Source organism: Lichenibacterium ramalinae (genome assembly GCF_004137085.1).
Classification (GTDB): Bacteria; Pseudomonadota; Alphaproteobacteria; order Rhizobiales; family Beijerinckiaceae; genus Lichenihabitans; species Lichenihabitans ramalinae.
The window spans coordinates 201,395-219,786 of sequence record NZ_QYBC01000002.1; the positions used below are offsets into that span (position 1 = coordinate 201,395).

Here is an 18,392-nt window from a genome sequence, read left to right on the forward strand (position 1 = left end):
CCCATCGCGCCGTTGACGATCGGTACGGCCGTGCGCCGCCGAAGCCACCGAGGGTCGACCCGTGTCGCAGGACCATTACGACGTCATCATCATCGGCAGCGGACCCGGCGGCGGCTCGGTGGCGCACAGCCTCGCGCCGACCGGAAAGCGCATCCTCATCCTCGAGCGCGGCCCCTACCTGCCGCGCGAACAGGCCAACTGGAACTCCAAGGCCGTCTTCGTCGACGGCAAGTACCAGGTCGACGAGACCTGGTACGGCAAGGACGGGTCCTCGTTCAAGCCGGGCCTGCATCGCTACGTCGGCGGCAATTCCAAGGTGTATGGCTCCGCCCTCTTCCGCCTGCGCGAGCGCGACTTCGACGAGATCCGCCACCCGGAGGGCATCTCGCCGGCCTGGCCGATCGGCTACGACGAGATGGAGCCCTATTACACGGCGGCCGAGAAGCTGTTCCACGTCCACGGCAAGGCCGGCGAGGACCCGACCGAGCCGCGCCGCACCGGCGACTTCCCCTACTCGCCCGTGACCCACGAGCCGCTCATCGAGAAGCTGAGCGACAGTTGGGCCAAGCAGGGACTGAACCCGTTCCATATGCCGCTCGGCATCCTGCTCGACGAGAAGGACGGCAAGCCGACGCCGACCAGCATCTGCATGCGTTGCGACGCCTTCGACGGGTTCCCCTGCCTCTTGAACGGCAAGGCCGACGCCCAGGTGATCTGCATCGACCCGACGCTGGCCCGCTTCCCCAACGTGTCGCTGCTGACCGAGGCCTATGCCAAGCGCCTCGAGACGACGCCGGACGGCAAGAGCGTCCGTTACGTCCATGTCGATCGCGGCGGCACGATGGAGCGCTATTCGGCCGACCTGTTCGTCGTCGCCGGCGGCGCGCTCAGCTCGGCCCAGCTGATGCTGAGGTCCTACGGGCCGCACCACGATCAGGGCCTCGCCAACGGCTCCGACCAGGTCGGCCGCAACTACATGCGCCACAACCAGTCGGTGCTGATGGCGTTCCTGAAGGAGCCCAACACCACGGTGTTCCAGAAGACCCTGGCGTGCAGCGACTTCTACTTCGGCGACGAGGACTACCCCTACCCGATCGGCCTCATCCAGATGTGCGCCACCACGCATGGCGACCAGGTCCGCGGCGAGGAAGTGCCGCATTGGCTGAACAACTGGCTGCCGCAGATGCCGTTCAACGCCATCGCGGCCCATGCCCTCGACTTCTGGCTGTCGAGCGAGGACCTGCCGATCCCCGAGAACCGCATCCGCTACGAGGGCGAGAAGGTCTTCCTCGACCTGCACGAGACCAACATGGAGGCCCACAGGCGCCTCACCAAGAAGCTCGAGCACATCATGCGGGCCTCCGGCGCGGCGCCGTTCCTGCTGGAGCGCAACCTTTATCTCGGCAAGGACATCCCGGTCGGCGGCACCGCCCATCAGGCCGGGACCATGAGGTTCGGCAAGGACCCGAAGACGTCGGTCCTCGACACCCACTGCAAGGCCCACGAGCTCGACAACCTTTACGCCACCGATGCCGGCTTCTTCCCGTCGATCGGCGCCGTCAACCCCACGCTGACCATCATCGCCAATGCCCTGCGGGTGGCCGACCACCTGCGCGAGCGGCTCGGCGCGTGCGACCTGCCCTCGGCCCAGCCGGCGATCGGCAACAGCTACGTCCTGGCCGGCCACGCCCCCGCCCTCGAGCCGGCCTGACGGGGCCGGGGAGGATGGGCGACGCCTACGAGACCTTCGACAGCCGCTTCAAGCGCATGGTGCTGCCCAACGCGGCGTTGACCAAGCTCGGCGAAGGCTTCGCCTGGCTGGAAGGGCCGGTCTGGTTCGCCGATCACCAATGCCTGCTGGTCAGCGACCTGCCGAGCAACCGCGTGCTGCGCTGGACGGCTTCGGGCGGCATCTCGGTGTTCCGCGACCCGAGCGACTTCGAGAACGGCCACACGCGGGACCGCGAGGGCCGGCTCGTGTCCTGCTCGCACCACGGCCGCATCACCCGCACCGAACTCGACGGCCGCGTCACCGTGCTGGCCGATCGCTTCGACGGCAAGCCCCTGAACTCGCCCAACGACGTCGTGGTGAAGTCGGACGGCACGATCTGGTTCAGCGATCCGCCCTACGGCACCAACACGGATTACGAGGGGGGCAAGCGCGAGGCCGCCCTGCCCGCCAACCTGTACAGGCTGGACCCGCGCGACGGCTCGCTCACCGTGGCGGCGGACGACTTCGAGGGACCCAACGGCCTCGCCTTCTCACCCGACGAGCGGCGGCTCTACGTGGCCGAGACCGGGGGCCAGTTCGACCCCGAGCCGACCCAGTGCATCCGGGTCTTCGACGTGTCGGAGGACGGGGCACGCCTCACGAACGGCCGGCACTTCCACACGGTGTCGCCCGGCAACAGCGACGGCTTCCGGGTCGACGAGGAGGGCCATGTGTGGACCGGCGCGGGCGACGGAGTGCATTGCATCGCGCCCTCCGGCGACCTCCTCGGCAAGATCAAGGTGCCGTTCACGGTGGCCAACATCGCCTTCGGCGGGCGCAACCGGGCGCAGATGTTCATCTGCGCGTCGCACACGCTCTACGCCATCTACACCAACGTGCGGGGAGCGCAGCGACCATGAAGCTCGCGGGCCGGCGGGTGGCACGCATCGACTTCACCGCGGCCGACCTCGCCGACACGCGGCGCTTCTACGAGGCCCTCGGCTTCGTGGCGGCGGCGGAGCCGGCCCCGGTCGACGGGGCCCAACTGGCGCTGCTCGGCGTCGAAGGCGCGCGGGCCGAGCGCCTCGCCATGCGGCTCGGCGCCCAGGAGGTCGGCTTCCTGCGCTTCGACCCGCCCGGGCGGCCTTACCCGGCCGACAGCACGTCGACCGACCTCTGGTTCCAGCACATCGCCATCGCGGTCTCCGATATGGCGGCCGCCCATGCTGCCGCGCTGGCGGCCGGGGCCGTGCCCATCACCCGCGGGGGGCCGCAGACGCTGCCGCCCAACACCGGATCGGTCACGGCCTTCAAGTTCCGCGACCCCGACGGCCACCCGCTCGAACTGCTGCACTTCCCGGACGGCACCGGCGCCCCGGCTTGGCACGAGAGCGCGGCGGCCGCGCCCTCGCCCTTCCTCGGCATCGACCACACCGCCGTCTCGGTGTCGGACCCGGCCCGCAGCGCCGCATTCTTCGCGGGGCTCGGCCTCACCGCGCGGGACGGCAGCCTCAATGCCGGCCCGGAACAGGAACGGCTCGACGACGTCGATGGCGACACGTGCCGCGTCGTGCCGTTGATCCCGCCCGAAGCGCCGCCCCACGTCGAACTCCTCGGCTATCGCACCGGCCAGCGCCGGCCGATGCCGGCGGGGACGCGCGGCGACGACATCTGGGCGACGCGCGTCTGGATCGAGGTCGCGTCGCTGTCGGGCGACGGGCTCACGCGCGCCGCGGCCCTGCCGGGCGGCCTGCGGGCGGCGCTGGTCCACGACCCGGACGGCCATGCCGTCGTGCTGCTGGAAAACGGCGAGCCGGCCTGATCCCGGGCGACACGCCTGTCGGGCGAGACCGGCGCGTCGCCGACGTCGGGCCGTCGTGGCGCCGCACCGTCCGCCTCGGCGCGCCGGCGTCGCGGGACAGCCATGCGAAGATCGTCATACACCCGTATGAAAACCTGGTGCATAAGGGACAGGCGCTTTCGAGCGTATGCCCTTCTTGGGCGTTTCCTCCCTAGACTTGGGCCGCTCGCCGAAAGGCTGAGCGGCCTCTTTCTCGTGAGGCGGTCCCCCGGCCGCGGTTGCCACCGAGGACGCCACGACCGGGCTCGGCGACCGGCTCACCCACGCAGGGCGGTCCGGCCGGGCGCCAGGACGACCTGCGCCAGGACCTGCAGGCCATCGGCCCGCGCCGACGCGATCGTCTCGAATTCAGCGTCGCTCCGATGCAGGATGACGCCGCCGAACAGGCGGATCTCCCAGCCGAACGTCCGCTGGTCCACCTCCCTCCGCACCACGAAGACTTCCGGCAGGTCACGCTCGACCTTTTCCTCCTTCTTGCGACGCCTCGCTTCCTTGGCGGCGGCGCGGGCCGCTTCGGTGAAATGTCGCTTGGTGGGACGTTTGACGATCAGCATGGTGTGGCGTCCTCCGATCGCCCGCAGGATACCGGCCCTCATCTGGGGAGCATTACATCATGTTAACGTTGACCCTGAGATGGGCGTCTTTCGCCATCTTCGGCGGCAAGTGTCAGACAGCGTACAGACGGGGGCCTGTGCTGGCTCGGCTCGGCCGGCGTCGAGGGATCGACTGCTTGCGACGGCACCGGAGCAGGCCGGGGTCAGATTTCCGCCATCAGCCGTTCGTGTTCGATCACGCCGGTGAGGTAGCCGTCACCGGCGAGTTCGAGCAGCTTGTCCCGATCGCGGACCTCGATGCGCCCGCGCCTGGCGCGGATCGCCCCCGTACCCTCGAGGACGTGGGTGGCGACGGTGACGCCGGGGCGGCGGACGCCCAGCATCGCCGACAGGAACTCGTGCGTCAGCGGGATCTCGTCCACGTCGACCCGGTCCGTCATCATCAACAGCCAGCGCGCCAGGCGGGCTTCGATGTCGAAGTTGACGTTGACGGAGGCGGTCTGCGAGACCTGGACGAACAGCGCCTGGATGTAGAGGCCGAGGGGCCGGAACAGGGACGGTCGCGCATGGATGGCGGCCCGCAGGGCGGCCGGGGCGATGGCGAGCGCGGTTCCGGCGACCTGGACAACGGAGGTATGGGGCGTCTGGTCCGTCCCGAGCACGACCGGGACGCCGACCAGCCCTTCCCGACCGATGACGCCGATCTCGATCCGGCCCTCCTCGGTGTTGGCGATGGTCGACACGATGCCGCTCTCGGGGAAGAGGACGGAGCGGATCGGCTGGTTCGACGCGATCAGCACCGATTGAAACGGCATGGCGACCGGCTCGAGCCTCGGCGCCAGCGCGGCGAAGTCGTCCGGAGACATGGCCGCCAGGAGGCGGTTGCGCGGGATCGGGGCTGAGGGCAAGGTCGCGGCCTCGTCGGGTGGTCTCACCCGCCGCTCGCGCGCCCCCTCCCGCCAGCGGGGTGGGGGCGGCACGCCCGGCAGGCCTGACGACAGCCGCCGCGTCGAGCACGGAGACGCTGCGGCTGCCCGAGCCAGGGTCGCCCGGGCTCCGTCCGGGAACCCGGGCGTTTCATCGATGGATCCGGGCGCCGCGTGCCGCTACTGGCCCTTGCCGGCGTCGAAGGCCTTGGCGCATTTCGGGCTGAGCTGCGCGTGATGCGTCTTCATGCAGGCCTTCACCTTGTCCTCGTTGTCGGTGACGTCGGAGCAGAGCTTCTGCACGTCGGCATAGCAATCGTGCTCGGCCTGGGCGCGCATCCTTTCCTTGTCGGACATGGGGCCCGCCGCCAAGGCCGGTGCGGCGGCGGTCAGCACCATGGCGGCGCAGAAGGCGAGTTTGGTCAGCTTCATGTGTGGATCTCGGTGCTGGTTGCGGGCGAGTGGCCGCCCCCCATGGCCCGCGACAACGGACGAGCGGGCATTTGGGTCGGCGAACGCCGCCGCAAGTCGCACGAAGGATGTGAGGGCCGCATGAACGGCGCCACCCGACGGGCGCATCGCGCCCTGCCCCACCGGTCCGGCGGCGCACGACACCGAGCCGGCACGGCACCTCCAGTGCATCCGTGGAAGCGCCGTGCCCGGCCAGCCGCTGCGTCACGACCGGCTCGCGGCTTCAACGGCGGCGGTCAAAGGCCGGTTCGGTGGGCCGGCGGGTCCGTGTCCCGCGCCCGGATCACGCTGCGACAAGCGTCGGCCGTCGCCTCGTAGGCGGCGAAGGCCGCCAGGAACCGGCGGTCCGCGTCACGCTTGGCGTCGAAGGCCGCGAGGAGGTCCTGCCGCGCCCTGTCCAGCGCCGGGCGCGACGCGGCCGGGGCGCCGGCCACGGTCGGGACCTCCGGAGGCCGCGTCATGGCGCGCTGCCGACGGGCCTCAGCGCCCACGGCGGCCACCCTGGCCCACGCCGCGCGCCACGCCCGCGCAGCTGAACTGCCACGAATAGCCGCCACGCTGCGTTCGCCCCTGGCGAAGGTCGTCGCAGGCTTCGGCCGAGCCCCGCTCCAGCAGGGGCGATTGATGCATCTGGCTGTCCGCCAGCGCCGTCGCCGGCACCAAGGCCAGAAGCGCCGGCACGGCGAGCGCCGGAGCGAGGATTGCGCCCGTTCGCGTCATGGGTTGCCGTCTCCCTCGCCCATCAACCCGGCCCAGCCGTCGGCGGATCCGCCGGCCGGGCCGGATCCGTCGGCGTGGGGCCGGCGCCGCCGCCGTCCCGGGGCAAGCCGGCGCGGCTGGATGGAGATCGCGGCATCCGCTTGGGATCCGGTCCTGTGTCGTGGCGCTCAGCCTGGGGCTGGTCGCCCCGGCGAGAGAAGGGTTGCCCGCGCTCTTCACCGCCACGGCCCGCGACACCGATAGCCGCGTCCGTGGCGGGACAGGCAGGCGGGGGCACGGTCCGGCGACGGCCGGGGCGCCCCGCGTCACTCGACGCAGAGCACGGCCGTCTGGTTGAAGAAGCACGTCTTGTCGTCCACCTCGCTCGACGTGACGACCTGCCCGTAGTTCGTGAAACCGCTGCGGCTCCGCCGGGTCGGCGCCATGACGCCGGGAAGGCGGGCGCTCATCACCGACCGTCGCACCAGCACGGTCCCGCCCGCGCCGACCGACACCGTGGTGACGCCCCTCGCGCTGGCGACCGTGCAGGCCACGTCGTCGAGGACGGTGGTGCCGAGGACGGTCATGTTGCAGGTCGCCGCCAATGCCGGCCCGGCGAGGCCGGACAGGACGATGGCGAGGGCGGCGCTTCGGATCGTCGGCATCGTGTGGGTCACCTTCGGGCTGCGGTGGCACGCCAACGCGCCGACCGGCGGCGGGGTTCGTCGCGGCCGGACACGCCGCCGGCCGGGACGCCATCGTGGACGGCGCCGTCCAGCGCCTGCCGCCAGGCTCGCCGGTGCCGGACGGGCCGGAGACGGATCAGGCGCGCGTCGTGGTCTTCACGTCGACGTTGGGCCGGATGGCATTGGAATAGGGGCAGATGCCGTGTGTCGCCTCGACCAGCGTGGCGGCGTCGGACGAGTCGAGCCCCGGCAGGTAGACGTCGAGGTCGGCCGTGATGCCGAAGCCGCCCTCCGAACGCGGCCCGATGCCGACCGTGGCGGTGACGGTCGTGCCGTCCGGCACCTTGATGCTGGTCTGTTGCTGGGCGACCCGCATGGCGCCGAGGAAACAGGCGGAATAGCCGAGCGCGAAGAGCTTCTCGGGGTTGGCGCCGTCGCCGCCGGGGCCGCCGAGTTCCTTCGGCAGGGTGAGGTCGAGGGCCATCGTGCCGTCGGTCAGAACCGTCCTGCCGTCGCGGCCGCCGCCACTCGCCGTCGCCGTCGTCCTGTATTTCGCATCCACGGACATGTGATCACTCCAAAGCTGCGGTGATGCGGCCGGGTGCCCGCCGGGCCGCCTGACCGGATGACCGGGGGCACCGGCTCCGTCCTGCGGCTCGGTCGCCCACGCCTTGACAGGGACCGCAGCCATCCTACTAGTAGGTAGGCAAGCTAGCGTCAAGCGACGCAGACGGCGACGGGCCGGACGGGACGTCCGGTCGCGCCGGACGATTTGATCCGCGGGCGCGGATGTGGTCGCAAGGGACGGCGGGGGAACGGGCTCGGGGCTTGCGGTGGACGGCGGCATGGACAGGGACGGCACCAGGACGGACACCGGCACCACCGGCCGCATCGTCGACGCAGCGCGGCAACTCATCACGCTGCGAGGCTACAACGGTTTCAGCTTCGCCGACGTGGCCGACGCCGTGGGGATCCGCAAGGCCAGCGTGCACCACCACTTCCCCGCCAAGGCCGACCTGGCCGTGGCGGTGGTCGAGCAGTCCCGGTCGACGATCGGCGCGCGCGCCCTGGAGTTCGAGTCCGGCGCCGTGGGAGCGCTCGCGGCGCTGCACGGCTACACCGCGTTCTGGGAGCGCTGCATCGCCGACGGCAGCGCCTCGTTCTGCCTGGCGGCCGTGCTGGCCGCCGAGGCCCCGAGCCTGCCGCCGGCCGTGACGGCCGCCGTCCGCGCCCATTTCGTCGACCTCATGGCCTGGCTCACCGCCGTCCTGTCCCTGGGCCGTCGCCAGGGCGCCTTCGCCTTCGCCGACGCGCCCGAGGACGAGGCCGAACGGTTCATGGCGGCCGTCTACGGCGCCATGCTGAGCGCCCGCGTCTTCGACGACCCCGCGCGATTCCAGCGCATGGTCCGCGCCTTCGTGCGACGCCTCGTCCCGTGACGGCGACGTCGGCGCGGCGGCGTCGACGCGGCGGCCCGGGCCGGCACGCCCGTCAGCACCCCGCCCTGCGTCCCACGGCCCGCAGCCGGACCAGCGCTCCGCACACCCGGGCCTCCCTGGTCCTGGACGCCCGCGCGCTCGGCCCCGAGTTTCGGGCCGGAAGTCCCCTCAGCGCGGCGCCTGTCGCGGCGCCGGCGCCGCGACGGTCAGCGCAGGCCGCCACCCACGATGATTCTTTCGCCCGTCACCCAGCCGGCATCGTCCGTCGCCAGGAAGACGGCGGCCTTTGCGATGTCGTCCGGCTGGCCGGGGCGTCCGAGCGGCGTCTGCGCGACGAGCGCGCGTTCGAAATCCGAATCGGCGAAGCCGGCGCTCTGCGTGCCCTCGGTCTGCACGATGCCGGGGTTGATCGCGTTGACGCGGATCTTGCGGGGCCCGAGTTCGCGCGCCAGCACGCCCGTGATGGCGTCGACCGCGCCCTTCGTGCCGGAATAGACCGCCGACATGGGCGGCGTCAGGCTGGTGACGCCCGAGCCGATGTTGATGATCGCCCCGCCCTCCCCGATGTGGGCGACCGCGGCCTGGGTGACGAGCAGCAGCCCGAGCACGTTCACGTCGAACATGGCGTGGAACTGTTCGACCGACACGGCCTCGATCGGCGAGAAGGCGTAGACGCCCGAATTGTTGACCAGGATGTCGAGGCGGCCGAAGGCCGCCACGGCGGCGTCGACGATGCCCTTCGCCTCGGCGGGCTTCGACACGTCGCCGCCGACCGCGACCGCCCGGCCGCCCGCCGCCTCGATGGCGGCCACCACGGCCTCGGCGCCGGCGCGGCTCGACGCGTAATTGACCGCGACGGCGGCGCCCTCGGCGGCGAGCGCCTTGGCGATGGCGGCGCCGATCCCCTTGGACGCGCCCGTGACGACCGCCACCTTGCCTGCGAGCTTGCTCATGGACCCTCTCCGGAAGTGCCGCCGAGCCGTGGAGCCGGACGCGGCAGTTTGTTCGATAGTTCCGGAAACTAGAACTATTGAACGCCCTGTCAAGCGGCCTTATGGTGCCGCCATGCGGTCCCTCGCTCATCCCGCCCTCCACGACATCACGCTGGCCGGCATCCTCCACGCGCTGTCGGACGAGACGCGGGTCGCCATCTTCGCCGGCATCGCGGGTTCGGCCTGCGCGCAGCGCTGCGCCGCCTACGCGACCGTCAGCGAGAAGCCCGTCCCGAAATCGACGCTGTCGCAGCATTTCAAGGCCCTGCGCGAAGCCGGGCTGATCCGCAGCGAGCGCCAGGGCGTCGCCATGCACAACACGTCCCGCTGCGCCGAGATCGAGACCCGCTTTCCCGGCCTGATCCCGGCGATCATCGGGGCCTATCTGGCGGAAGCGGAGTCGCGCTGAGCGGGCGGGACGGAGCCGGTCGGGAGATGCCGAGCCCCGGCGCGCCCACCGCGGCAGGAGCGGCCCCGCGTCGACACAGGGAGAAGCGGAATGGATATCCTCTACACGGCGAGCGCGACGGCGGTCGGCGGCCGCCAGGGCCGCATCCGGTCGTTGGACGGGGTGCTCGACCACGCCCTCGCCCACCCCAAGGAACTCGGCGGCCCGGGCGGCGAGGCCACGAACCCGGAGCAGCTCTTCGCGGCGGGCTATGCCGCCTGTTTCGAGAATGCCCTGCTGCGCGTCGCGCGCGAGCGGAAGGCGCCGATCCAGGCCTCCTCCGTCACCGCCCATGTCGGCATCGGGCGCGGGGCGGACGGCTTCTTCCGTCTCCGGGCGACCCTGGAGGTTTCGGTGCCGGGCCGCGACAGGAGCGAGGTCGAGGACCTGGCCCGCATCGCCCATGAGGAGGTGTGCCCCTATTCGCGGGCCACGCGCGGCAACATGGACGTCGAGATCCGCGTCGTGCCCTGAAAGGGCCGGTCCGGCGGCGCGGCGCCCGGAAGCGGCGGGCCGGACGGGAACACGTCAGCCGAGGATGCGCCCCGTCATGTAGAGGACGAGGATCTTCAATTCCGAAGCGATTTCCCGGAGTGCTCTAGCGACGCGCATCTTCGACGTTCCAAGGTGTCCCGCAGGTGATCTAGGCCCCTTGATCGCCCGTGATGAGGCCCTCGCTCGGATTGTGCGGCGGTGTGACACGGATAGGACTCCCCGGGCGCCGGCACCTGGACGGCGCCCAGCTGCTTCCCCGGCGTCACACGCGCCGGTCGATCAGCGGCGAGCGGCGGCGTGCCGGATGCCACGAGGGTCGACAGCCGGGTCGATACCGGGAAGCGCCCGGCCGGGGGTGACGTCGGGACCTCGGCCGATCGCCGCGCGCGGGCTCCGGTTGCGTCAGTTTCGAGCGGTCGCGGCAACGCGCGATTCACCTTTCGGTGAGGAGCACGGCGGATGCTGTGGACATGTCTCCTCAGATGCTCCCCATCGCAGCCTCGGCCGAGGCCTTGCTCGACAAGGCGAGGCGGTGCCGTCGCCTCGCCCGGCAGTCCACGGACGAGCGCGCCGCGTCGGCGCTCATGGCGCTGGCGCGGGAGAGCGAGGGGCGGGCCGCGGAACTGGCGGCCGTGCTGCGGCGGGCCGTCGCGTAAGGCGCCGTCGCGTTCATTGCGACCCAAGAGCCGGGGCGCATCCGACGACGGCGAAAGCCTTCCAGCTGTCCGGCCCAGGCATCTGCCGCATCAATCCCGTTCGCCCGACCCCGCCAGCCGGACCGCAGTCTCGCCGGCGCGTCCTCGCTTCGTGCGGATCCGCTCCTGCTTCCCATCGGGAGCCGTCTCACCGGCGCGTCGTCACGCCCCCGGCGCCACGCTCGCGGACCGTGCGGCCTGCCGCGCCGCGATGCTGGCCGACCGGCAGAGGGCGTCGGCGCGTTTCAACGCTTGGCGCGCCTGGGAACGCCGGCGCCGGTATTCCATGTCCGACATGCGCGAGCGCACATCGTCGGGCATCGAAACCCAGACGGTGTAGCGCTTCGAGGCCTCGGACAGATCCTGTTTCGCCTTGGTCCAATCGCTGTGCCGTTCCATGTCACGTCGTCCCGCGCTCGCCTGCCTGCCCCTGTCGGGAGCAGGATCGGTGCCGGGGATCTCGCCGCATGTCCGGAGCCTCGCCCATCCGATGATGGCGTGGCGCGTCCGGGTGATGGGTCGGTCGCCTGGAGGATCGTCCCCGTGCCTGTCGGTCTTCGATCGAAGCGAACGGCGGGCCGGGGTGGCGCCGAGATCGCCGGGCAGGCGGACCGGGCCGCTACCGCTTCCTTCACCATGTCGGGAAGCGCCGGCAGGAGGAGCGCCGGATTCATGAGAATCCAACTAAATTCTGATGGGCTGTTCCTCGGTGGGGTGCCCTCCACCGGCCACGGCCCCGTCGGAGCATCCGCCAAGAAGACCGGCGGGGTCGTGGTTCAACCGTCACCGCTCCCCCGCGCTGACGATCCGTTGTAGCACCGCCGCCGCATTCGGGATCAAGGGTCCGCCAGGGCGTCGCGAGGCGATCATGGCGGGGCGTGGCGGATCCGCCACCCTGGCGCGTGTCGCGTGATCGCCGGCGGGCTCGCCCGAGGTCGATGGCAGCCTTCGGCGTGGGTCGCCGTTCCCGGCGCTCAGGCGGAGGCCGTGGGGCGACGCGGGACGGACGCTGACCGCACCAGCGAGCACGCCTGCCATGTCGCAGCCCGGGTGCACAAAGCATCGGCGGTCGCCGACAATGCCCTTCCACGTTCGATGAGGATGGGGCGATGCCCAAGGCCTACCTGATCTCCGCCTACCATTCGGTGTCCGATCCGGAGAAGCTCGCCGCCTACCGGCTTCTGGCCGCCCCGGCCATCGCCGCGGCAGGCGGACGCTACCTCGCGCGGGGACCCGCGGCCCGCGCCATGGAGGCGGGCGTGCTCGCCCAGACCGTCATCGTCGCGTTCGACGATCTCCCCACGGCGCTCGCCCTCTACGATTCGCCCGCGTACCAGGAGGCGCTGCGCGCGCTCGACGGCGGCGCCGTCCGCGACATGCGGATCGTCGAGGGGATCTGACGCGCCACCCCGCCGCCCGCAACCAGGGTCACGTTCGGGATCGGGTCTCCCCCTGGCCGAGCGCGACCGCGAGCCCCGGGTTCATGCTGTCGACCAGCGACGTCGGCATGAGGATCGTCGCCCCACGCTCCTTCGTGGTCTCGTAGACGATGTTCATCGCCCGCAACTGCAGCGCCGCCGGAGACTTCGCGTAGATGTCGGCGGCCTCGACGAACTTGCCGGCGACCTCGGCTTCGGCGGAGCCCAATATGACGCGGGCCTGCTTTTCCCGCTCGGCCTGGGCCTGGCGCGACATGGCATCCTGGAGTGCGACCGGGATGGCGACGTCGCGGATCTCGACCGACATGATGGAGACCCCCCAGGACTGCGTCTTGGCGCCGATCACCGACCGGAGTTCCTCGTCGGCGGCTTTGCGTTCCGACAGCAGCGCCGCCAGCATGGAGCCGCCGATCATCTCGCGCAGCGACGTCTGGGCCACGCGATCGATGGCCTGGCGGTAGTCGGTGATCTCGAGCGCGGCCTTCACGGCATCGTGCACGTGCCAGAAGATGATGGCGTCGACATTGACCGGAACGGTGTCGCGGGTGAGGGCCTGTTCGGCATTGAAGGACGTGGTCTGGACGCGTTGATCGATCACGGCCGCGACCCGGTCGACGATCGGCAGGATGACGAACAGGCCCGGGCCCTTGACCCCCTGCAGCCGGCCGGCCCGCAACACCACGAACCGTTCCCACACATCCGCCACCTTCAACGACGTGGCGGTCACGACCCCGAGCAGGATCAGCCCGATGCCGAGGTAGGACCCTGCGTAGGTCATCGCCGCGCCGCCCGCACACAGCAGGACGGCGAGGGACAGGCTGATGGGGTTCACGGGGATGCTCCCTTGGGGCAGCCGTGCCGTCGATCGACCGGCCGCACGGCGGACAGGAGCCCAACGCCCGCTCTCCCGCTTGGTCCCATGTGGGGAGCGCGACACCGTCGACGCGGCCGAGCCCGTCAAGGCAGCAGCTCGGCCGGCCGACCGCGATGCGCGGGCGGCTGACGCGGGCCCGACGTTCGGTGGCGCCGGTGGCGGTTCTCGGCTTCGGGCTGCAGCGGCGACGCGACCCGTCGCGCGACGGAACACCGACCGCTGTCGCCCGGACGGCATCGGGGCCGACGGCCGCGACGGCGGGCGTTCCGGCGTCCCGTGTCGACGGCGTCCAGCGCGGACTCAGATGTCCATCGTGTAGGGCGGCAGCAGATCGTCGCCCATCTGCGCCCCGGTCCCGGCCACGTCGGCCGTCTCGGCATCGGCCGCCGCCCTGGCGCAGGCTTCCGGGGGCCCGGACGCCTCGATCGTCTCGTCGTAGAGCTTGTGGCCCGCCTCGTCGGCGACCGTGACGTGAAACTTCGGCATCCCGCAGCCCTCCGAACCGGCAACGCCCGGGGGGACGCCCGGTTCGGAGCGCCGACGCCGGAACCGGGTCGCCGACGGCGACAGCGCTCCGGTCCGCGGCGGGCACGTCGGGCGACCCGGCTTCGGCGGGCGGGGCCGCAGGACGACAGCGTCGTGGGTCGGTCGTTCAGAAGGCGATGCGCCACCTGTGCAGTCGCGCGTTGAAAGTCCTTCCGTGCATGTTGTCGTCACAATTTTCGGTGAGACTTGCCTATGCTGTTCTGCCCGGCATCGGTGAGGAGTCATGCGGTTAAAAAGAAACGTATTGAAGTCGATTCTGGAAGCAGAAGAAGAGGAAAGACTACGAGAGTTGTTCGGGTCGCGCGAAAAATGGCATGAAGCTGTCGAATTATTCTTCAGACATGTGGAGCAGCGATACCTCTCCGATATGCTTGCGGAAGGGCTGATCACGACGTCGCGCACTGGGATCAGCGGGCCGAATGCGGCAGCCTTCGACGAACCGGGGCTGCTCATCCTGTTCGGGAACGTCAGCATCAAGCTGCTGCCGATCTTCTCACCGACTCCGGACTCCCTGGGTCTCATCGACGTACGAGCCTCTTCTGGCGTCGACAAGGACCAGTACATCGTCTGCGACCTGACGCGCGGCTGGTTAGCGCCGGCGCGCGAGACTGGTCTTCGCTGGATGCTGAGTCGATACCTCCCGGAGAAACTCGTGCCCCTCGACGAAGACCTGTTCGTCGACATCCTGTGCGACGCGATCGAGGCGCGAGAGCCCATCTTCACCTACGACAGGGACAGGGTGATGCAACGGCTCTCCCTCGTTCTGGACGACCTCCTGGATCCGGCGAGGACGGACAGTCTGTCCAGATTGGTGAACAGAGGGAGGCTGCTCCCCGCCATGGATGCCGCGAAACGGTTGACCGGGGCGGCGATGCGGTCGAGGCCGCTGCGTCTCGCCCCCCAGAAGCCCCAACCCCTGCAGCTTCAGTCCCGACTCCGCGAAGAGGACGAGGATGGCCGCATCGCGGAAGGCTGAAGCGGCATGCGGAGCTGGCTCCGAATCGGCCCTCCCGGAACCGCCCTGGTGGCTCCGGGCCGATGGGATTGGCCTCGATCCGGAGCTGGAGCGACGTCGTCGAGGGCGAAAGCGGTCTATTCGCTCGCGAGCGACGTCGAGGCTTCGTAGAGACAGGCGCCCGTCTCGCTCCTGATCTCCACCGAGATGCTGCCGACCCGGCCTTCCGCTGCGGCGTCGGCGAGGAGTTGCGAGATCACCAGGGTCGCCTCGTGGATGGCCTGTGCGTCGTCGCTCAGGTCCATGCCGGCGTCATCACGGATGCGGCGCCCGCGGTCCCGGACGTCGAAGAAATACCTGGCCAACGGACGCTCCAGCGGTTCTGTACCTCGCCACCGCGAACATAACGCACCGCGACCCCTCCCCTGTCTTACAAATCAGACACGAACGGAAACGCGGACACCGAAGTCTTTCGCCGAACCCGCAGATCTGGACCGTTCCCGCGACGCGCCGGTAAGCTTTCCGGGGCTGGTCACGGCATCCAGGTGGCGACGACACCCTGCCGCCCCCCCACCGCCCCGCGCGCGGCAGCGGCGAGGTCGGGCAGCATCGGCGTGCGGCGGCGAGCCGTTCGTCGGGGATGACGAGCGGCGGCCGCCCGAGCCGGCGGGTCGAACCGGCTCGGGTCGACGAGCGAGACGCCGATGTCCGGGTCGTCAGCATCGCCCGCACGCCACCGTGCAGGTGAGATCGCGCCGAGGATGGAGCTTTCCCGAAGCCAGCGCCTCAGCGTCCGTGACTGTATCGAACTCGTGCCGGGATGCCCGTCCGGGGACCGGGCATCCGTTCAACAAGCCTCAGTCGTGGGCACGCTGGGTCTTGAGTTCGTGGAGGATGCCGCCCGTCGCCCTGTCCTGGACGGTCCGCGTCGCGGCGGGCGCCTCGGCCGGGCGAGGCGCATCGGGCCGCCTGGCCTGCTGGAGCTGGTCGGGGATCTTGAGCGAGGCAGGCTGTTGGGCGGGAACAGCGGCGCGATCGTGCGGCATGGTCGTCTCCCTGTGGGTCGGCCGAGATCAACACCTCGGCTCTGTACCGCCCATGAATGGACACCCGGACAAAGGCCCACGCAAGGCAGGACCGCGCTGGAAGGCTCGACATCGGCCCGAGCCGCGGGCAGTCCACAGGGGCGACGGCCACGGCGACGCGCAGGCACCGCGCGCAATCGCCCCGCTGCCCACGGTGGTCCGAGCCGGCGAGGCGGTCGGACGAGGTGGTGCACCCACCGGTCCTCCGCGTCACCGCTCGATGCCGGAGCGGGCTCGCCGAAGGCGAAGGCGCTTCAGCCGTCCTCGTTCTGGTCCTGCGGGGGCTTGTCCTGGGGCGCCTTCTCGGTCTGCGCCTCTTTGCGCTGGGCGTCCTTCGCCTTGTCGTTGGGCTGTGCCCCGCCTTGCGGATTCGGTGTGTCGGGCGTGCCGCCCAGGCTCGTCGGCCCGTTTGCTCCTGCCATGTCGCTCTCCTCTTCGATCAAGGGCAACGCGTCGGTCCATCAACGGTTCGGCCCCGTGCGGGCGATGCGACGGGGATGTCCGTGCCGGTCATGCGCGGGAGAAGGATCGGCTGAGGTCGATCATCGTGCCACTACAGCGTGTCGAGCTTGATGATCCCCTCGTATCGGAAGTTGCCGTCTTCGGACCGGGCTTTGACCGAAGCCGATCCATGGCGTTCATCCGACGGCATGTCTCCGACCAGGTATTGGAGCAGGTCTATGACCTCCCGCACCAAGGCCGGGTGATCGGGCAGATCGATCCCGGCCGTGTCGGTGATCGATCCGGCCGCGGTTTCGACATCGAAAAAGAAGCGCGGCATCGCTCTCTCCTGCGAGTCAACGAACCTCTGTGTTGCTCGATGCGACGCCGGACCATCACCGCGGCATTCACGCCGGCACGGAGGTGCCACGGTCGGGCCAAGCCAGCGCCGGGAGTCCTGACGGCGGCGGCTCGGGAAGATGTACGGGCTGAAGCCGTTTAGGTTTCAGGACGACGTGAACGTCATGACGACGGCCGCCGCTCCATGAGCGGCATCGCGGCGCCGCGGCCGCCACGTCCCCTGGCCCAGGGGCAACGACGCCCGAGGACGGGCCGGTCAGCCAGCGGTCGGGTCGAACGGGGTGAACGACCGCGACGAGATCGCTCTGAGGGACTCGCGTCGCGGCCGTCCGAGCCGAGGCGCCCCTCCGGCTCTGGTCCGACAACAGGGACGGTTCGACCGCGCCGACAAGCCGAAGCGGGGCTAAATCCACGGAAACAAGGCTGGGAGCCGGGGCGACCTCACCTGTCCGCCGCCGCCCTGCCCCGCTCCACCGCGAACGACCTTTGGACCCGATCGATGCCGGGTGCGTTGCCCTCGGCATCTGCAAGGGACCCATCATGTCGAAACATACCGTGCCGCCGGACGCCCTCATCGTCGTGGCCGATGGCGCCAAGGCCATCCTGCTCCGCAACACCGGAACAGGTTCAGAACTGGCTTTGAAGGAGGAGAAGCGCATCACGCCCAAGAGCCTGTCCGCCGAGAGCGGTCAGGGCCCGTCCGGCTCACGGCCTGGCGACCAGACGATCCACCAGACCGAAGAGGCGACGTTCGCCAAGCAGCTGGCGGATGCGCTCTACGCGATGCGCCACAAGGGCGACTTCAAGCAGGTCGTGCTGATCGCCGATCCGCAGACGCTGGGACAGATGCGCGAGTGCCTGCACAAGGAAGTCGAGGCCAGCATGGTCTTCACGTTGAGCAAGGACTACACGAACCAGTCTGTCGCCGACATCCAGAAGGCCTTGAGCTGACGTCGGACGCGAGCGCTTTCGCCTTCGGTGGATTCGCTCCAGCTCGGAATCGCGAGCAGTCTCGTTGGCCCGTCGTCAGCGAGGCGCTTCCGAGACGTCCGATACGGCGGTCGCCACCGAGTGATCGGAGCGGTGTGAGAGCGGCGACCGATGCCGCCCCTCACGCGCTCGACCTCGAACGGCAGGGACGCAGCCTCGTCGAGCGAAACGAAGCTTGCCGATCGTTTCGCCTCGGCGACGCGTAGCGAACCGATCGACCGCTTCCACGGTGGCGAACGAGACGGCCTCGAAGGACCGCCAGGGGTGGTTCCGCGGCGTGTCAGAACCGCGCCGCCCCGGCGAACTGCTCGATGACGAACTCCGAGGCGGCAAGATCCAGGGCGAGCACCTGTTCGTCCTCGTAGACGACGCTGATGTGCTCGCCCTCGACGTCGGACCAGACGTCGCCGATGATGCCGAGGTTGGTCCCGACGCGACCCCGCAGGCCGACCAGGCTCGTGTCCCGCCGCAGCCACACGACATCGCCGATCCTGTGATTCATCGCGCCCTCCATCCGTTCCTGTTTTGTTCTAGCGCGGTCGGGCTCGGGGGCAATACGGGGCGGTTGTGGATAACGGGGACGGCTGGGCCAGCCCTTCGCGGCGGCGCTCCCGGGACGGCGTTTGTCACAACCGTTTGGCGGTCCGCACCGAAGGACGGACGAGAAGCCCTGACGCTGCCGGGCGAGATCCAGGCCGGCGACGCGGCGCCGATCGTGAGCGCAG

Annotated in this window: 26 protein-coding genes; 10 read left to right on the forward strand and 16 right to left on the reverse strand. The window is 70.3% G+C overall.

The window, feature by feature from the left end; all coding sequences use genetic code 11:
* Nucleotides 1–61: 61 nt before the first annotated feature.
* From D3272_RS03195 to D3272_RS03205, 3 genes are read left to right on the forward strand one after another with little or no spacing between them, the layout of a single operon-like run.
* A complete protein-coding gene (locus tag D3272_RS03195) occupies nucleotides 62–1,711 on the forward strand; it encodes a GMC oxidoreductase (protein WP_129217638.1) in 1,650 nt (549 codons plus the stop codon).
* Between the two features lie 14 nt (nucleotides 1,712–1,725).
* Nucleotides 1,726–2,631, forward strand: coding sequence for an SMP-30/gluconolactonase/LRE family protein (locus tag D3272_RS03200; protein WP_129217639.1), 906 nt, complete (start codon nucleotides 1,726–1,728; stop codon nucleotides 2,629–2,631).
* Nucleotides 2,628–3,533 carry a VOC family protein gene (locus tag D3272_RS03205; protein WP_129217640.1) on the forward strand — a complete coding sequence of 302 codons (906 nt, stop codon included), beginning with the start codon at nucleotides 2,628–2,630 and terminating at the stop codon, nucleotides 3,531–3,533. The genes D3272_RS03200 and D3272_RS03205 overlap by 4 nt, the downstream gene beginning before the upstream one ends.
* A 296-nt stretch (nucleotides 3,534–3,829) precedes the next feature.
* Here D3272_RS03205 and D3272_RS03210 read toward each other — a convergent pair whose 3' ends face one another.
* The 7 genes from D3272_RS03210 to D3272_RS03240 all read right to left on the reverse strand — a co-directional run bounded on the left by D3272_RS03210 (nucleotide 3,830) and on the right by D3272_RS03240 (nucleotide 7,476).
* The gene (locus D3272_RS03210; RefSeq protein ID WP_129217641.1) at nucleotides 3,830–4,126 is read right to left on the reverse strand and encodes a hypothetical protein; all 297 of its coding nucleotides are present in this window, start codon (nucleotides 4,124–4,126) and stop codon (nucleotides 3,830–3,832) included.
* A gap of 203 nt (nucleotides 4,127–4,329) precedes the next feature.
* Nucleotides 4,330–5,034 carry a Crp/Fnr family transcriptional regulator gene (locus tag D3272_RS03215; RefSeq protein ID WP_245496357.1) on the reverse strand — a complete coding sequence of 235 codons (705 nt, stop codon included), beginning with the start codon at nucleotides 5,032–5,034 and terminating at the stop codon, nucleotides 4,330–4,332.
* Nucleotides 5,035–5,232: 198 nt separating this feature from the next.
* Nucleotides 5,233–5,484 (reverse strand): hypothetical protein, encoded by a 252-nt coding sequence (locus D3272_RS03220; RefSeq protein ID WP_129217642.1) that lies wholly within the window; start codon nucleotides 5,482–5,484, stop codon nucleotides 5,233–5,235.
* A 275-nt stretch (nucleotides 5,485–5,759) separates the two neighbouring features.
* A complete protein-coding gene (locus tag D3272_RS03225) occupies nucleotides 5,760–5,984 on the reverse strand; it encodes a hypothetical protein (protein WP_129217643.1) in 225 nt (74 codons plus the stop codon).
* A 19-nt stretch (nucleotides 5,985–6,003) separates the two neighbouring features.
* Complete coding sequence (locus D3272_RS03230; RefSeq protein ID WP_129217644.1) at nucleotides 6,004–6,243, reverse strand: hypothetical protein; 240 nt, start codon at nucleotides 6,241–6,243, stop codon at nucleotides 6,004–6,006.
* A 305-nt stretch (nucleotides 6,244–6,548) separates the two neighbouring features.
* The gene (locus D3272_RS03235) at nucleotides 6,549–6,887 is read right to left on the reverse strand and encodes a hypothetical protein (RefSeq protein ID WP_129217646.1); all 339 of its coding nucleotides are present in this window, start codon (nucleotides 6,885–6,887) and stop codon (nucleotides 6,549–6,551) included.
* Nucleotides 6,888–7,044: 157 nt separating this feature from the next.
* The gene (locus D3272_RS03240; protein WP_129217647.1) at nucleotides 7,045–7,476 is read right to left on the reverse strand and encodes an organic hydroperoxide resistance protein; all 432 of its coding nucleotides are present in this window, start codon (nucleotides 7,474–7,476) and stop codon (nucleotides 7,045–7,047) included.
* A gap of 277 nt (nucleotides 7,477–7,753) precedes the next feature.
* Between D3272_RS03240 and D3272_RS03245 the strand changes: the two genes are divergently transcribed.
* Nucleotides 7,754–8,347 (forward strand): TetR/AcrR family transcriptional regulator, encoded by a 594-nt coding sequence (locus tag D3272_RS03245; RefSeq protein ID WP_129217648.1) that lies wholly within the window; start codon nucleotides 7,754–7,756, stop codon nucleotides 8,345–8,347.
* Nucleotides 8,348–8,553: 206 nt separating this feature from the next.
* Here D3272_RS03245 and D3272_RS03250 read toward each other — a convergent pair whose 3' ends face one another.
* On the reverse strand, nucleotides 8,554–9,300 hold the full coding sequence (locus D3272_RS03250; RefSeq protein ID WP_129217650.1) for a glucose 1-dehydrogenase: 747 nt from the start codon (nucleotides 9,298–9,300) through the stop codon (nucleotides 8,554–8,556).
* Nucleotides 9,301–9,412: 112 nt separating this feature from the next.
* Here D3272_RS03250 and D3272_RS03255 point away from each other — a divergent pair, with 112 nt between their 5' ends.
* From D3272_RS03255 to D3272_RS27130, 3 genes are all read left to right on the forward strand, one after another.
* Entirely contained in the window at nucleotides 9,413–9,748 is a 336-nt protein-coding gene (locus D3272_RS03255) for an ArsR/SmtB family transcription factor (protein WP_129217651.1), read from the forward strand.
* 90 nt (nucleotides 9,749–9,838) lie between these two features.
* Nucleotides 9,839–10,261: an organic hydroperoxide resistance protein gene (locus tag D3272_RS03260; protein WP_129217653.1), complete on the forward strand. Its 423-nt coding sequence runs from the start codon at nucleotides 9,839–9,841 to the stop codon at nucleotides 10,259–10,261.
* 491 nt (nucleotides 10,262–10,752) lie between these two features.
* On the forward strand, nucleotides 10,753–10,938 hold the full coding sequence (locus tag D3272_RS27130) for a hypothetical protein (protein WP_165361194.1): 186 nt from the start codon (nucleotides 10,753–10,755) through the stop codon (nucleotides 10,936–10,938).
* A 201-nt stretch (nucleotides 10,939–11,139) separates the two neighbouring features.
* Here D3272_RS27130 and D3272_RS03265 read toward each other — a convergent pair whose 3' ends face one another.
* Nucleotides 11,140–11,376, reverse strand: a complete 237-nt coding sequence (locus tag D3272_RS03265) for a hypothetical protein (protein WP_129217654.1) — start codon at nucleotides 11,374–11,376, stop codon at nucleotides 11,140–11,142.
* A 710-nt stretch (nucleotides 11,377–12,086) separates the two neighbouring features.
* Between D3272_RS03265 and D3272_RS03270 the strand changes: the two genes are divergently transcribed.
* Nucleotides 12,087–12,377: a DUF1330 domain-containing protein gene (locus D3272_RS03270; RefSeq protein WP_129217655.1), complete on the forward strand. Its 291-nt coding sequence runs from the start codon at nucleotides 12,087–12,089 to the stop codon at nucleotides 12,375–12,377.
* Between the two features lie 28 nt (nucleotides 12,378–12,405).
* Here D3272_RS03270 and D3272_RS03275 read toward each other — a convergent pair whose 3' ends face one another.
* Nucleotides 12,406–13,248, reverse strand: coding sequence for a slipin family protein (locus D3272_RS03275; RefSeq protein WP_129217657.1), 843 nt, complete (start codon nucleotides 13,246–13,248; stop codon nucleotides 12,406–12,408).
* A gap of 342 nt (nucleotides 13,249–13,590) precedes the next feature.
* On the reverse strand, nucleotides 13,591–13,776 hold the full coding sequence (locus D3272_RS03280) for a hypothetical protein (protein WP_129217659.1): 186 nt from the start codon (nucleotides 13,774–13,776) through the stop codon (nucleotides 13,591–13,593).
* A 304-nt stretch (nucleotides 13,777–14,080) separates the two neighbouring features.
* On the opposite strand from D3272_RS03280, the gene D3272_RS03285 reads away from it, so the two are divergent.
* Entirely contained in the window at nucleotides 14,081–14,812 is a 732-nt protein-coding gene (locus D3272_RS03285; RefSeq protein WP_129217661.1) for a hypothetical protein, read from the forward strand.
* 116 nt (nucleotides 14,813–14,928) lie between these two features.
* On the opposite strand, the gene D3272_RS03290 is transcribed toward D3272_RS03285, so the two are convergent.
* The 4 genes from D3272_RS03290 to D3272_RS03300 form a co-directional block, all read right to left on the reverse strand.
* Nucleotides 14,929–15,156, reverse strand: a complete 228-nt coding sequence (locus D3272_RS03290) for a DUF6894 family protein (protein ID WP_129217663.1) — start codon at nucleotides 15,154–15,156, stop codon at nucleotides 14,929–14,931.
* Nucleotides 15,157–15,648: 492 nt separating this feature from the next.
* Nucleotides 15,649–15,837, reverse strand: a complete 189-nt coding sequence (locus D3272_RS03295) for a hypothetical protein (protein WP_129217665.1) — start codon at nucleotides 15,835–15,837, stop codon at nucleotides 15,649–15,651.
* Nucleotides 15,838–16,130: 293 nt separating this feature from the next.
* The gene (locus D3272_RS27135) at nucleotides 16,131–16,319 is read right to left on the reverse strand and encodes a hypothetical protein (RefSeq protein WP_165361195.1); all 189 of its coding nucleotides are present in this window, start codon (nucleotides 16,317–16,319) and stop codon (nucleotides 16,131–16,133) included.
* 110 nt (nucleotides 16,320–16,429) lie between these two features.
* A complete protein-coding gene (locus D3272_RS03300; RefSeq protein WP_129217667.1) occupies nucleotides 16,430–16,657 on the reverse strand; it encodes a DUF6894 family protein in 228 nt (75 codons plus the stop codon).
* 560 nt (nucleotides 16,658–17,217) lie between these two features.
* On the opposite strand from D3272_RS03300, the gene D3272_RS03305 reads away from it, so the two are divergent.
* Complete coding sequence (locus D3272_RS03305; RefSeq protein ID WP_129217669.1) at nucleotides 17,218–17,628, forward strand: host attachment family protein; 411 nt, start codon at nucleotides 17,218–17,220, stop codon at nucleotides 17,626–17,628.
* 319 nt (nucleotides 17,629–17,947) lie between these two features.
* Here the strand turns inward: D3272_RS03305 and D3272_RS03310 are convergent, their stop codons facing one another.
* A complete protein-coding gene (locus D3272_RS03310) occupies nucleotides 17,948–18,169 on the reverse strand; it encodes a hypothetical protein (protein ID WP_129217671.1) in 222 nt (73 codons plus the stop codon).
* Between the last annotated feature and the right edge of the window lie 223 nt (nucleotides 18,170–18,392).

Bases quoted from the DNA above. Each gene is read 5' to 3' on its own strand.
- D3272_RS03200 (WP_129217639.1), top strand. From the start codon at position 1,726: ATGGGCGACGCCTACGAGACCTTCGACAGCCGCTTCAAGCGCATGGTG.
- D3272_RS03205 (WP_129217640.1), top strand. From the start codon at position 2,628: ATGAAGCTCGCGGGCCGGCGGGTGGCACGCATCGACTTCACCGCGGCC.
- D3272_RS03210 (WP_129217641.1), bottom strand. From the start codon at position 4,126: ATGCTGATCGTCAAACGTCCCACCAAGCGACATTTCACCGAAGCGGCC.
- D3272_RS03220 (WP_129217642.1), bottom strand. From the start codon at position 5,484: ATGAAGCTGACCAAACTCGCCTTCTGCGCCGCCATGGTGCTGACCGCC.
- D3272_RS03225 (WP_129217643.1), bottom strand. From the start codon at position 5,984: ATGACGCGGCCTCCGGAGGTCCCGACCGTGGCCGGCGCCCCGGCCGCG.
- D3272_RS03230 (WP_129217644.1), bottom strand. From the start codon at position 6,243: ATGACGCGAACGGGCGCAATCCTCGCTCCGGCGCTCGCCGTGCCGGCG.
- D3272_RS03235 (WP_129217646.1), bottom strand. From the start codon at position 6,887: ATGCCGACGATCCGAAGCGCCGCCCTCGCCATCGTCCTGTCCGGCCTC.
- D3272_RS03240 (WP_129217647.1), bottom strand. From the start codon at position 7,476: ATGTCCGTGGATGCGAAATACAGGACGACGGCGACGGCGAGTGGCGGC.
- D3272_RS03245 (WP_129217648.1), top strand. From the start codon at position 7,754: ATGGACAGGGACGGCACCAGGACGGACACCGGCACCACCGGCCGCATC.
- D3272_RS03250 (WP_129217650.1), bottom strand. From the start codon at position 9,300: ATGAGCAAGCTCGCAGGCAAGGTGGCGGTCGTCACGGGCGCGTCCAAG.
- D3272_RS03255 (WP_129217651.1), top strand. From the start codon at position 9,413: ATGCGGTCCCTCGCTCATCCCGCCCTCCACGACATCACGCTGGCCGGC.
- D3272_RS03260 (WP_129217653.1), top strand. From the start codon at position 9,839: ATGGATATCCTCTACACGGCGAGCGCGACGGCGGTCGGCGGCCGCCAG.
- D3272_RS27130 (WP_165361194.1), top strand. From the start codon at position 10,753: ATGTCTCCTCAGATGCTCCCCATCGCAGCCTCGGCCGAGGCCTTGCTC.
- D3272_RS03265 (WP_129217654.1), bottom strand. From the start codon at position 11,376: ATGGAACGGCACAGCGATTGGACCAAGGCGAAACAGGATCTGTCCGAG.
- D3272_RS03270 (WP_129217655.1), top strand. From the start codon at position 12,087: ATGCCCAAGGCCTACCTGATCTCCGCCTACCATTCGGTGTCCGATCCG.
- D3272_RS03280 (WP_129217659.1), bottom strand. From the start codon at position 13,776: ATGCCGAAGTTTCACGTCACGGTCGCCGACGAGGCGGGCCACAAGCTC.
- D3272_RS03295 (WP_129217665.1), bottom strand. From the start codon at position 15,837: ATGCCGCACGATCGCGCCGCTGTTCCCGCCCAACAGCCTGCCTCGCTC.
- D3272_RS03300 (WP_129217667.1), bottom strand. From the start codon at position 16,657: ATGCCGCGCTTCTTTTTCGATGTCGAAACCGCGGCCGGATCGATCACC.
- D3272_RS03305 (WP_129217669.1), top strand. From the start codon at position 17,218: ATGTCGAAACATACCGTGCCGCCGGACGCCCTCATCGTCGTGGCCGAT.
- D3272_RS03310 (WP_129217671.1), bottom strand. From the start codon at position 18,169: ATGAATCACAGGATCGGCGATGTCGTGTGGCTGCGGCGGGACACGAGC.